Annotated in this window: 12 protein-coding genes; 7 read left to right on the top strand and 5 right to left on the bottom strand. The window is 70.9% G+C overall.

Annotated features, from left to right (window positions below):
• Positions 1 to 8: 8 nt before the first annotated feature.
• Genes ACGF12_RS27765 through ACGF12_RS27775 form a run of 3 tightly spaced genes read right to left on the bottom strand, consistent with a single transcriptional unit; the run spans position 9 to position 2,976 of the window.
• Positions 9 to 464: a nuclear transport factor 2 family protein gene (locus tag ACGF12_RS27765; protein ID WP_393035551.1), complete on the bottom strand. Its 456-nt coding sequence runs from the start codon at positions 462 to 464 to the stop codon at positions 9 to 11.
• Positions 465 to 489: 25 nt separating this feature from the next.
• Positions 490 to 2,115, bottom strand: coding sequence for a thiamine pyrophosphate-binding protein (locus ACGF12_RS27770; RefSeq protein WP_393035554.1), 1,626 nt, complete (start codon positions 2,113 to 2,115; stop codon positions 490 to 492).
• A gap of 36 nt (positions 2,116 to 2,151) precedes the next feature.
• Positions 2,152 to 2,976, bottom strand: coding sequence for a type 1 glutamine amidotransferase domain-containing protein (locus ACGF12_RS27775; protein ID WP_393035557.1), 825 nt, complete (start codon positions 2,974 to 2,976; stop codon positions 2,152 to 2,154).
• A gap of 236 nt (positions 2,977 to 3,212) precedes the next feature.
• Between ACGF12_RS27775 and ACGF12_RS27780 the strand changes: the two genes are divergently transcribed.
• From ACGF12_RS27780 to ACGF12_RS27805, 6 genes are read left to right on the top strand one after another with little or no spacing between them, the layout of a single operon-like run.
• Entirely contained in the window at positions 3,213 to 4,253 is a 1,041-nt protein-coding gene (locus ACGF12_RS27780; protein WP_393035560.1) for an ankyrin repeat domain-containing protein, read from the top strand.
• A 10-nt stretch (positions 4,254 to 4,263) separates the two neighbouring features.
• Positions 4,264 to 4,572 (top strand): muconolactone Delta-isomerase family protein, encoded by a 309-nt coding sequence (locus ACGF12_RS27785; protein ID WP_393035563.1) that lies wholly within the window; start codon positions 4,264 to 4,266, stop codon positions 4,570 to 4,572.
• A 29-nt stretch (positions 4,573 to 4,601) separates the two neighbouring features.
• Positions 4,602 to 5,291 (top strand): EthD family reductase, encoded by a 690-nt coding sequence (locus ACGF12_RS27790; protein WP_393035565.1) that lies wholly within the window; start codon positions 4,602 to 4,604, stop codon positions 5,289 to 5,291.
• A complete protein-coding gene (locus tag ACGF12_RS27795) occupies positions 5,288 to 5,761 on the top strand; it encodes a nuclear transport factor 2 family protein (RefSeq protein ID WP_393035568.1) in 474 nt (157 codons plus the stop codon). The genes ACGF12_RS27790 and ACGF12_RS27795 overlap by 4 nt, the downstream gene beginning before the upstream one ends.
• Positions 5,758 to 6,177 (top strand): nuclear transport factor 2 family protein, encoded by a 420-nt coding sequence (locus tag ACGF12_RS27800; protein ID WP_393035571.1) that lies wholly within the window; start codon positions 5,758 to 5,760, stop codon positions 6,175 to 6,177. Before ACGF12_RS27795 ends, ACGF12_RS27800 begins: the two co-directional genes overlap by 4 nt.
• The gene (locus ACGF12_RS27805; RefSeq protein WP_393035574.1) at positions 6,174 to 7,070 is read left to right on the top strand and encodes an alpha/beta hydrolase; all 897 of its coding nucleotides are present in this window, start codon (positions 6,174 to 6,176) and stop codon (positions 7,068 to 7,070) included. Before ACGF12_RS27800 ends, ACGF12_RS27805 begins: the two co-directional genes overlap by 4 nt.
• Before the next feature lie 728 nt (positions 7,071 to 7,798).
• On the opposite strand, the gene ACGF12_RS27810 is transcribed toward ACGF12_RS27805, so the two are convergent.
• A complete protein-coding gene (locus ACGF12_RS27810; RefSeq protein WP_393035577.1) occupies positions 7,799 to 9,346 on the bottom strand; it encodes a Na+/H+ antiporter in 1,548 nt (515 codons plus the stop codon).
• A gap of 287 nt (positions 9,347 to 9,633) precedes the next feature.
• Between ACGF12_RS27810 and ACGF12_RS27815 the strand changes: the two genes are divergently transcribed.
• Positions 9,634 to 10,761 carry a universal stress protein gene (locus tag ACGF12_RS27815; RefSeq protein WP_393035580.1) on the top strand — a complete coding sequence of 376 codons (1,128 nt, stop codon included), beginning with the start codon at positions 9,634 to 9,636 and terminating at the stop codon, positions 10,759 to 10,761.
• A 259-nt stretch (positions 10,762 to 11,020) separates the two neighbouring features.
• On the opposite strand, the gene ACGF12_RS27820 is transcribed toward ACGF12_RS27815, so the two are convergent.
• Positions 11,021 to 11,755, bottom strand: coding sequence for a hypothetical protein (locus tag ACGF12_RS27820; protein WP_393035583.1), 735 nt, complete (start codon positions 11,753 to 11,755; stop codon positions 11,021 to 11,023).
• Positions 11,756 to 11,951: the final 196 nt, after the last annotated feature.

The raw sequence follows: 11,951 nt of genomic DNA on the forward strand, positions 1-11,951 counted from the left end.
TCTCCCGGTCACAGGGCGGCGGAGCCCGGCATGGGCTCCAGCGCGTTGCAGGTGTACGTCTTGATCAGCGGCGTGCGGCCGTCCTCCCCGGCCACCACGGTCCAGGTCTGGTCGGCGTCGAAGCCCAGCCACCGGCTGTCGGCAGCCGGTGGCTCCCACATCCGGGCCTGCCAGGCCACGTTGACGCGGACCACGGCCTCGGCACCGTCGACGGCCGCGCGGACCCGGAGCACAGTGTGCTGCTCGTCGAAGAAACGGTGGACGGCGACGGCGTACCACTCGGCGAACCCCGTGTGGCCGCGGAAGACGCCCTCGGGGAAGCGCAGTTCGAGGCCATCGTCGACCAGGAACCGCTTCACCTCCTCCGGGTCGCGGTGGCGGTCCAGGGCGGCGTACCACTGTTCGACGAGGCTCCGGACGGCCCGCTCGGTGAGGAACGGCCCGGCGGAGGCGGGCTCCGGCATCGCGATGACTCCTTGGGGGGTGTCGTCAGACCTGGAGGTCGACCAGGAAGGGGCCGGTGGCGGCGAGCATCCGCTCGACCGCGGCCGAGGCTTCCTCGGGCTTCTCCACCCGGATGCCGTCGGCGCCCAGGGCGCGGGCCAGCTCGGCGAACCGGATGTCCGGGCGGGAGAGGTCGAAGGAGGAGGGGAACGCGTGCTCGGGGATGTCCCGCTCCTTCCAGTACTGGGCGATGTTGTCGTCCAGCAGCCGGTACTTGCGGTTGTTGCAGACCACGAACTTGGCGGCGATGCCGTACCGGGCCGCGGTCCACAGCGCCTGGTACGTGTACATCGCGCCGCCGTCACCGGTGAAGCCGACCACGGTGCGGCCGGGGTGGGCCAGCTTGGCGCCGATCGCCCCGGGGATGCCGACCCCGAGCGAGCCGCCCCGGGTGAGGAAGTAGTCGCCGGGCCGGTCCGGCGGCAGGTGCCTGACCACGGCCGGCGAGGAGGTGAGCGCCTCGTCGAAGACGATCAGGTCGCCGCCGGTCTGCCGGGCGAGTTCCCGGACGAACCGCTCCAGCGTCGTGTCCCCGGGTGCTACCGGCTCCTGCTCGACCGTTCGGGCGGTCAGTCGCGCGGCGGCCGCCCGCTTCCGACGTACTGTCATGCCGGCTGCCAGTTCGGCGGCCAGCGCGGCCAAAGTCGGCTTCGGGCCGGCGACCAAACCGAGGTCCACCGGGTGGTTCTTGGCGATCTCGTACGCGTTGAGATCGATGTGCACGATCCGCGCGTCCGCCCGGAACGGGCTGGTGAGCACCGGGAAGACCTCGGGGAAGACGTACGTGCCGACGATCAGCACGGCGTCCGCCTCCGCGACCACGGCCGCGCTGCGCTCGCCGAACATGTGGCCGGTCTGGCCACGCGACAGGGGGTGCGAGGCCGGCATGTTGACCTCGGAGGAGTCGACGGACCAGACGTCGGCTCCGAGGGTCTCGGCCACCCTGACCAGCTCCGGCTGCGCCCCGGCGACCGCCACGCCGTCGCCGACCAGGATCAGCGGCCGTTCGGCGCCCGCGAGCAGCCCGGCGGCCCGGGTCACCGCCTCCGCCGGCGGGACGGAGGCGGTGACCGGCAGGGAGGCGGACAGGACGGGCTCGTCATTGATCTCGTCGAGGACGTCCATCGGAACGGCCACGAACACCGGGCCGCGCGGCTCGGTCATCGCGATCTTGACCGCACGACGGATCACCCGCAGCAGCGAGCGCGGATCGGTCACCCGGGTCGCGTACTTCGTCACCGGCCGTGCCATCGCGACCAGGTCGGCCGCCATCTGCGCGTCCATGGCGTCGAAACGCACCCCGGCGTCGCCTGCGATGACGACCAGCGGGGTGTGCCCGCGCAGCGACTGGTAGAGCATGCCGATCCCGTTGCCGAGGCCGACGCCCGAGTGCAGCTGCAGGAGCGCCGGCCCTCCGGTCGCCCGGGCGTAGCCGTCGGCGATACCGGCCGCCACGGTCTCCTGCAGCGCCAGCACGTACTGGAAGCCCTCGGCGTGGTCCGCTGCGTCCAGGAACCCCTGCTCGACCGTTCCCGGATTCCCGAACATCAGCCGGATGCCCTCGGCCCGGAACTGCTCGATGAGTTTGACGTTTCCCGTCTTTCCCGCCACCGAATTACTCCTACCCTTTTCTGGCGACCGATTTCCTTACCAGCCGAACCTGGTGAGGCCTTCCTCCAGCATTTCGACCATCTTCCGGCCGGTGAGGAAGGAGTCCGGGGTCGAACGCCCGGTGACGAACGGGTAGTCGACGATGACCGAGAGCGGCTTTCCGAAATTGCCGTGGTAGGCGCCGTCGGGCCCCGCGGCGTCGCGCAGGATGTACTCCAGCGGATACGGCGGCGGGCCCATCACGAAGTCGGTGCCGAGGAAGCCGGTGCCGTCCTTGTAGTCGTACTCCTTGCAGTGGCCGGTCACGTGCTTGCCCCGGATGATGCTCTTCCGGTCGTCCCAGTCACGGGCGAAGGCGAGGCAGGCGACGCCGTAGCACTCGGCGCCGATCGGCTTGCCGGCCCGCAGGAAGGCCAGGATCAGATCGTGCACCCGCTCGTTGTTCGCCAGGTCGACGATCGGGCCGCTGCCGCCGACGATCAGCAGCGCGTCATATTCCCGCAGGTCCGTGTCGATCCGCTCCAGCGCGCCGTGGTAGTCCTCCAGCTTGCGCAGGTGATCCGGCGAGCTGGTGTAGGGGCGCTCGGGGAGCCACGCGTTGAGGTTGAGCGGGTTGTCGAGCCGGTTGCCGCTGTCCACGGCACGGCCGAGGGCCGCCACCTCGGCGGTGGTGACCGAGCGGCCGAGCGGCGGGTCGACGTACCCCTCGTCCAGGCTCGGCGGCAGTGCCCGGGCCCGTTTGCCGTTGGGCGTCGCGAAGGTGACGCGATAGCCGCGCTGGTCGAACTCACTGAGCGGGCCGACCAATTCCTCGGCCCAGTAACCGTATTCCGAGAGCACCGCCAGAATGTGCTTGGGCACTTTCCGCTCCTCCTTCATCGGGTCGTTCGACATTGAGGTTGAGGGTGGGGGAACTTTCCTGTCAAAGGTTCAGGATCCAGTTTGTGAGGTTGCCGCAAGTTGGTCAGGTCGTGTTCGGGCCGCGTCAAGAAGACGCCCGGCCGGCAGAGTTTGTTAGGTCTCCGCATGGACCCGCCCCGCCCCGGATAATCTCTCCGTCGCCGACTCGGGAGAGAAGAAGGCAGGCGAATACGAGAATGACGAGATATCCGTCCGAAGAATTCCTCGCGGCCGTGAAGCGGGGTGACGGTCCCGCCGTGCGACGGTCGCTGGCCGCCGGCGCCGACCCGGGCGCCCGCGACGCGCGGAGCGGACTGACCGCCCTGATGATCGCTGCGGGCCGCGGGGACGCCGCACTGGTCCGGCAGTTGCTGGAGGCCGGCGCCGACCTCTACACCGCGGACTCGCGCGGCGGCGGCACCGCACTGCACAAGGCCGTCCAGGGCGGCGATCCGGAGACCGTCCGGGTGCTGCTGGAGGCCGGCGCCTTCGTCGACGCGGTCGCGGCCACAACCGGGCACACGCCGCTGATGGACGCGCTCTGGTACAAGTGGCCGGCCGTGACGGCCGTCCTGCTGGAGCACGGGGCGGGGCTCAACCTGTCGACGCACTACGGCTTCTCGATGCGCGAGCACTTCGAGTACGAGCTCGACGTCAACACCCGCGGCAAGGACAAGCTGCTGGAGGCCGAGCGCCTGCTGACCGCCCGTACCCGGGCGGACGAGTCGGCGGCCGAGCAGCAGCGGCTGATGGCCGCGGTTGTCTCCGGCGATCTCGCCGCCGTCCGCGGGCTGCTCGCCGAGGGCGCCGAGGTGGATGCCCGCTTCCCGGTGGTCAACGGTTTCAACGACGCGCACACCCCGCTGCTGGTGGCCTGCCGCGACGGACACCAGGAGATCGCCCGCGCGCTGCTGGCCGCCGGAGCCGACGTCAACGCCACCGAGCCCACCTTCGGCGCCGTGCCCCTGCACAAGGCCGTCTACAACGGCCATGCCGGGATCACCGCGCTGCTGGTGGCCGCGCCCGGGATCGACCTGGACTTCCAGGGCATCACCAACGGCTACACACCGCTGCACGACGCGCTCTGGCACGGCTACGAGGAGTGCGCCCGGGTCCTGATCGACGCCGGCGCACGGCTCGACCTGGTCGGCCACGACGGCAAGCTCCCGGCCGACATCGCGCGCGAGAGCCTCGGCGCCGAGCACCCCCTGACCCGCGTCCTGACCGACGACCGCTGAGGAGCACAGCATGCTGTTCTACGTCCAGATGAAGTGGAAGCACGAGGGCCGGATCTCGCTCGACGAGCTGTGGGAGGTCGAGCGGGAGGAGGCCGAACACGCCGTCGAGACCATCGACTCCGGCTTCTGCGTCGGCATCTGGAAGGTCGCGGCGCAGAAGCGGGTGATCGCGATCATCGACTCCCCCGACGCCGAGGAGCTCGACCGCACCGCGCTGGGCCGACTGCCGATGCGCGAGTACCTGGAGTTCGAGGAGGTCTGGCCGCTGCGCGACTACCTCGGCTTCGCGGAGGACGTCAAGAAGCGCTACCGGGTCTGACGGCCCATCACTCATCGGAAGGAGAAGACGTGATCCATCAGATCATCCTGGCCCACCCGAGGCCTGGGATGTCCGAGCGGGAGTTCCAGCGCTACTGGGTCGAGGAGCACGCGGTCCGGTACGCCGCGAAGATCCCGCAGATCAAGCGGTACTGCGTCGACACCCGTGTCGCGAGGCCCGGCGACGAGGAGGACCCGTTGTGGAGCGGGGTCGCCGAGATCTGGCTGGAGAACGAGCAGGAGCAGCTCGCCTCGCTGCAGACCCCGGAGTTCCTGGAGGGCGCCCGCCTTGACGAGCCCCGGTGGGCGGCGTTCTGGCGCACGGTCGTCCTGGACACCGACGCGCACGTGGTCGTGCCCGACGCTGGCGAGGCGCCCACGGTCAAGGTGATGATCCTGGTCAAGCGCCGCGAGGGCCTGCCGCTCGCCGACTTCCGGGCCGACAGCCTCACCCGGCACGCCCCGTTCGCCGAGAAGGTCCCGGGTCTGCGCCGGTACGTGCAGAATCACACCCGCGACGCCTTCTACGGCGTGGGCGAGGCGGTCCTGGACGCCGCGTACCAGCTCTGGTTCGACGACGCGCGGGCGTACGAGGCCGCCCGGCAGACACCCCAGTACCGGGCGCTGCTCGCCGACCTCGGCCGGATCGCCGAACCCCGGTACATCCACACCCTCCTGCTGGAGGAGCACTGGGTCCTGGGCCGCGAGGACGGCGCATGACCGGCGACGGGCTGAGCGACCGCCTCGACATCGTCGACGTGTGCACCCGGATGTGCTGGCACACCGACAAGCGCGAGTGGGAACGGCTGCGGACGGACGTGTTCACCGGCAAGGTCCTGGTCGACTACACCAGCCTCAACGGCGGCGCGCCGACCGAGCTGGACGCGGAGGAGCTGATCGCCGCCTGGCGCGGCCTGCTCGCCGACCTGACCGCCACGCAGCACCTGCTGACCAACCACCTGGTGCGGATCGAGGGCGACACCGCCCTCGCCACGGCCGACTTCCAGGCCACGCACTTGCTCCCCAACGCGCTCGGCGGCCCGCTGTGGACGCTGGGCGGGCACTACCGGTTCACGCTCCGCCGCACGGCGGCGGGGTGGCGGATCGACGGACTGACGATGACCGCCGTGTGGGCCGAGGGCAATCGGCACATCCTGGAGCGGCACAGCCTGGAGAGGACCAAGGGATGAACACGACGCGGGAGACCGCCACCGGCTGGTTCGACGCACTCACCAGCGGAGACTTCGAGCGGGCGCTGGGCTACCTGGCGGACGACGTCGAGTGGATCAACTACACCCCGGTGCCCGGCTGGAACGACGCGATGCCGTGGATCGGCACCCTGCACGGCAAAGCGGCCGTCATGGACAGCCTCGGCGTCTTCGCCGGCATGGTCGAGCTCGGGAAGGAGGAGCTGATCGAGCTGGTCGTCGAGGGCGAGCAGGCGATGGGCGTCCTCCACGAGCGGTCCACGGTCAGGAGGACCGGCATGGCGTTCGAGATCGAGTTCGTCCAGTGGCTCACCGTCAGGGACGGGAAGATCGTGCACTGGAAGTCGTTCACCGACCCGTCGCAGATCCTGCGCGCCATCAAGGGAGCGGCGATATGACCGAGGCCGTCCACACCGAGCACGTCTCCTTCGACAGCGACGGCACCACGCTCGTCGGCACCCTGTACAGCCCCGAAAGCCGGGGCCGCGGGCCGGCGGTCGTGGTCCTCGGCTCCTGGACGACCGTCAAGGAACAGATGGCCGCCGGGTACGCCCGGTGGATGGCCGAGGCCGGCTTCCACGCGCTGGCCTTCGACCCGGCCGGCTACGGCGAATCCGGCGGCCGGCCACGGCAGTTGGAATCGCCGGCCCGCAAGATCCGGGACGTCCACAGCGCCGTCACCTTCCTCGGCCGGCACGCCCGGGTCGATCCGCGCCGGATCGGCGCCCTGGGGATCTGCGCCGGAGCCGGGTACACCGCCGTGAACGCCGCGAACGACCCGCGCGTGCGCAGCCTGGCGCTGGTCGCGCCGTGGCTGCACGACGCCGCGCTGGTCCGCGACATCTACGGCGGCGAGGACGGCGTGCGGCAGAAGATGGACCTCGGGCTCGCCGCGCGGGACCGGTACGAGCTGGGCCAACCGGCGGACTACGTCCCGGCGGTGAGCACCACGGACCCGCAGGCCGCCATGTTCGGCCCCTTCGACTACTACCTGGACGCGCAGCGCGGTGCCGTGCCGGCCTGGGACAACCGGTTCGCGGTGATGTCCTGGCCGCAGTGGCTCACCTTCGACCCGCACCCGGCAGCGGCCCGGATCACGGCACCCACAATGATCGTCACCAGCCGCGACGCGGCCATCCCGCAGGGCTCGGAGAAGTTCCACGCCGACCTGGGCGGGCCGAAGAACCTCGTCTGGACCGAGGGCAATCAGTTCGACTTCTACGACCGGGACTCCACCGTCGACGAGGCCGCCACCCTCGCCGCCCGCCACTTCGCCGAAACGCTGGCCTGAGGCACCGGGCGACCGGTCAGGGGCGCGGGGAGCCTCCGGGTTCCCCGCGCCCCGAAGGCCCCTCACCTGCAATGGACCTCCGATGCCCGCCTGCTCCACCTCGACGCGATCGCCGTCGAGCCCACAGACCCTGCCGAACCCGCCACCTGCGGGCAGTGCCTGGCGGCCGGCTCCGACTGGCTGCACGGCGTCGTGGACTGCGACGACCACGGCTTCGTCCTGACCGGGCCGACCTCATGGGCTCCGGCAGACCGCCGGCCTCCTGGCCGCCGGGACGCGACCCCTACGAGTGTCCCCGGCGTGTTCGCGGCCGGAGACGTACGCGCCAATTCGATCAAGCGCGTCGCCTCCGGTGTCGGCGAGGGCGCCATGGCCGTCGCGTTCATCCACCGCTACCGGGCGGTTGGCTGACGCGCTGCACGGTCGGGGATGAACGCACTGGCGCCTTCTGGCAGGGCTCAGCTCCGGCACCTGCCGCGTCATGTGGATAATCCCTTCCGTGACCTCAGGGACAGTCCGCCACCGGTGGCGGTCCGCGCTTCGCGCCTCCGTTCTCTTCCTCGTGTGCGGCGGAACCGCCCTCTTCGTCTGCGGGCTGGTGACGCACCGTCCTGCTGGTGTGGTGCCGTGGGGCGGGCTCCTGTTCGGGGCGGCCGTGTGCGCGACACTCACCGCGGTGTTCCCACCGCGGCGACGCCGCTGAACCTCCCCTTCGGAAGACCGACGGGTCACGGAGTGCCGAGGGCGGCTTCCTCGCGGTCGAGGTCGTGCTGGAGGCGGCGGCGGGTGGTGTCGCTGATGCGGTGCTCGTCGTAGAGGCGGTGCAGCTCGGTGCTCTGGACGGCGATGATCTCGTGGCGCAGTTGGCGGTAGGCGGCGTCGGCGGTGGTGCCGTCGGGGGTCTCGGGGGTGCGGTCGAGGCGGGCGGTGAGGCCGCGACGCACCCGGTCGAGGGCGGTGTCGGGCAGGGTCTCCAGCTCGGCGAGGCGGTCGACGTGGTCGAGGGCCGCGCGGTTGAGGGCGTCGCGGGCGTCGTCCTCCTCGCGGGCGGTGTGTTCGGGTTCGAGGGCGAGGCCGGAGCGGTTGACGACGGCGGCGAGGGTCAGGCCCTGGACGACGAGGGTGAACACGACGACGGCGGTGGTCAGGACCAGGACCAGTGGCCGTCCGGCGAGCTTGGTGCCGTCGTCGGTGGCCAGCGGGATGGACAGGGCGGCGGCCAGCGGCATGACGCCGCGAGTACCGGCCCAGGTGACCACCCCGGCCACCCGCCAGGACAGCCGCCCCTGGGTGGGCTTGACCGCGCGGGTCAGCGGCAGCGTGGACAGCACGCGCACCGCGATCAGCACAGCGGCGAGAGCGAGTGCCTGCAGTGGCCAGAGTCCGGTGCCGGCAGGCAGGTCGTGGACCAGGGTTGGCAGTTCCAGGCCGACGATGCTGAAGACGACGCTCTCCAGCAGGAACACCACGACCGCGTACACGGCGTTCAACTGCAGCCGGATGTGGGCGTCGGTGAGCCGGTGACCGGAACGGCCCAGCAGCACGCCTGCGACCACCACCGAGGTGACGCCGGAGGTGTGCACCGACTCGGCCAGCACGTACGCCGCGTACGGGGTGACCAGTGCGATCACCGTCTCCAGCACCGGGTCGGTGGTGCGTCGACGCACCAGCCACACGAGCCCGGCCACGGCGGCGCCGACCAGGCTTCCGCCCCCGCCGAGCAGCAGGAACTCCCCGACGGCCGCCGGCACGCTCACCGAGGCACCGACAGCCACCGCAATGCCCACGGCCACCTTGAACAGCACCAGCGAGGTGGCGTCGTTGAACAGGCTCTCCGCCTGCACCAGGACCTGGACCCGCCCGGGCAGGGCGAGGCGGCGGCCGAGCGCGGTGACGGCCACGGGGTCGGTGCTGGACAGCACGGCGCCGAGCACGAAGGCCATCGCGGGCGGGAGCCCGGCGACGGCGACGGCCGTGAAGCCGACGGCGGCGGCGGAGGCGAAGACCAGGCCGAAGGAGAGGATGGTCACCGGGCGCCAGACCGTGCGCAGGTCGCGCAGCGACAGCTCCTCGGCGGAGGAGTAGAGCAGCGGCGGCAGGACCACCATGCCGATGATCTGTGGCGGGACGTGCAAGGCGGGGACACCGGGTATCAGCGCCGCCCCCACGCCGGCCAGGACCAGCAACGAGGGCGCGGGCATGCGCAGGCGCCGGGCGAAGGTGGCCACGGTGGTGGCCAGAACCACCAGAACGAGAACGATCCCGACAACATGCATCGGCGGTGAAGACCTCATCACGACGAGCGGGGTCACCGCCGCCCGATCGCCGCAGTCGTCCCCCGAGCCGACCAGACTTCCCGGCACACCTGCGGTCATCTTATCGGGACATTAGCGGGGAGCGGCAGGGCATGTCCGCACGTCACCGGGAGCACGGTCGGCGCACACCGAGCGCGAGCACCGCGGCGGGTCTCCCGGTGCGCCTCCGTGCGTGCGAGGACGACCATGGACACGAAGACTGTCGAGCCGTACCGGGTTCCGCCGGGCGGCTGGGAAGGAGGGCGGCGGTGCCTCGCGGCCGGTTGCGGGTCTACCTCGGGGCCGCGCCCGGGGTCGGCAAGACGTACGACATGCTCGCCGAGGGCCAGCGCCGCGCCTCGCGCGGCACCGACGTGGTGATCGCCTACGTCGAGGACTACGGCCGGCCGCTGACCCGCCGGATGGCCGAGGGCCTGGAGACCGTTCCCCGCCGGACCATGTCGTACCGGGGGTGTTCCTTCACCGAGATGGACCTGGAGGCGGTGCTGGCCCGTCGCCCCCAGGTCGCCCTGGTGGACGAGCTGGCACACACCAACGTCCCGGGCTGCCGACACGAGAAACGCTGGCAGGACGTCGAGGAACTCCTGGAGGCCGGGATCGACGTCATCTCCACGGTCAACATCCAGCACCTGGAGTCGCTGAACGACGTCGTGGAGCAGATCACCGGTATCCGCCAGCGCGAGACCGTCCCGGACGACGTGGTGCGCCGCGCCGACCAGATCGAGCTGGTCGACATGTCCGCCGAGGCCCTGCGCAGGCGGATGGCCCACGGCAACATCTACCCGCCCGAGAGGATCGACGCGGCGCTCTCAAACTTCTTCCGCGCCGGCAACCTGACCGCCCTACGGGAGCTCGCCCTGCTCTGGGCAGCCGACCGGGTCGAGGAGGCCTTGCTGCGTTATCGCCACGACCACGGCATCCAGCAGCCGTGGGGCACGCGGGAACGCGTCCTGGTCGCGCTGTCCGGCGGTCCCGAGGGCGACACCCTGATCCGGCGGGCCAAGCGCACCGCCTCCCGCGGTGCCGGTGGCGAGTTCCTGGCTGTCCACGTTGCTCACGACGACGCGTTGGCCTGCGCGTCCCCGCAGCTGCTGGCCCGCCAGCGCGCGTTGGTGGAGAGCCTGGGCGGAAGCTGGCACACGGTGACCGGCGGCGACCCGGCGCAGGCGGTCCTGGCGTTCGCCCGGCAGATCAACGCCACCCAGATCGTGATCGGCGCCACCCGCCGCAGCCGCCTCAAGGGCCTGTTCAGCCGTGGCACCGGCGAGACCATCATCGAGGGTTCCGGCGACGACATCGACGTCTACGTCGTCACCCACTCCGAAGCCGCCCACGGCCATCTCCTGCACCGCCGCCAGCCTCGCGAAGAGGGTTGACCACGATCTTTCCGGCCGAGGCAGGCCGCCCACGGGAAACGTTTCGGACAACCGTTGGTCTCGCGCAAGGCCGCGCCCAGCACCATCATGACAAGACCGATCAGGGCAACCGGTGGCGCAAGGCACCACCGCCCCGCCCTGGTCTTCAGATCCTTCAGGTACACGGCTCCCCTGTTCCCCACCCGGAATGATGTCGAAGACCACGCGTTCCCGGGAAGTCATCGATCCGGCCGAACGGCGCCGCCCCCAGCGCTCCGGCTCAGGCGAACTCGCGCAGGCGCGGCCGCACTCCCAACGCGGTCAGGGCGAGCGCCACCACCAGGGCCGCCGCACCCAACCCGGCGGTGATGGCACCGAGGTCGTCGTCGGTGGTCGCGACCGCGCGCTCGAAGGCGCGCTGGTTGATCGCCTGGTCGTCGTCGAGGGCGGCGCTGAGCGCGCCGAAGTCGGCGTTGGACTGCCCCGGGGTGAGACCGGTGTCGAAGGTGACCGCCTCCTTGAGCTTGCCCTGGGCGTTCAGCTCGCGGATCTTCCGGTCGTCGCGCTGGTACTGCTGGAACGCGGCCAGTACCCGTTCCGCCGCGTCCTGTTCACCGGGGAAAGTGATGTTGCGCAGTTCGTCGCCCAAGTACCCGCCGAACCCGACCTGGCCGTGGTCGGCCCGGTGCTTGTCGGCGAGCGCGGCGAGCTTGTCGTTGTACGTGGCGAGGGTGACACCGTCGACCCGGGCGAAAGCCTGGGTCTTGTCGAGGTAGCTCTGCTCGTAGGCGGCCGCCCGGGCGGGGTCGGTCAGGTAGCGGCTCTCGTCGGCGTTGAGGTCGTACGCCACCGCGCGCGCCCGGCTGAGGGCGATCACTGAGTCGAAGGAGTTGCTCTTGGCGACCACCAGCTGGTGGTCCGCCCGGGAAGCCAGCGTCAGCGCGGTGATCAGCCCGGCGAGGGCGAGCAGGGAGGTGACGGCCAGCGGCACGTTCACCAGGCGGCGAAAGCGCACTGCCAGCAGCCTCTGCAGCAGGCCAAGCACGGCCAGGGCGAGCAGCCCGAAGACCAGGATCGTCCACCAGCCGCCGGCCAGCGCCTCGCGCTGGTCGCTGTTGAAGTTGCCCCGGTTTGATGGACAACCTTCCGCTTTGGGACACTGGGTCCCGCAAGGAGGAGTTCATCGTGCCAAGGACGCGTCCGGCCTACCC

Origin of the sequence: Kitasatospora sp. NPDC048296 (assembly GCF_043201815.1) — a bacterium.
Taxonomy (GTDB): domain Bacteria; phylum Actinomycetota; class Actinomycetes; order Streptomycetales; family Streptomycetaceae; genus Kitasatospora.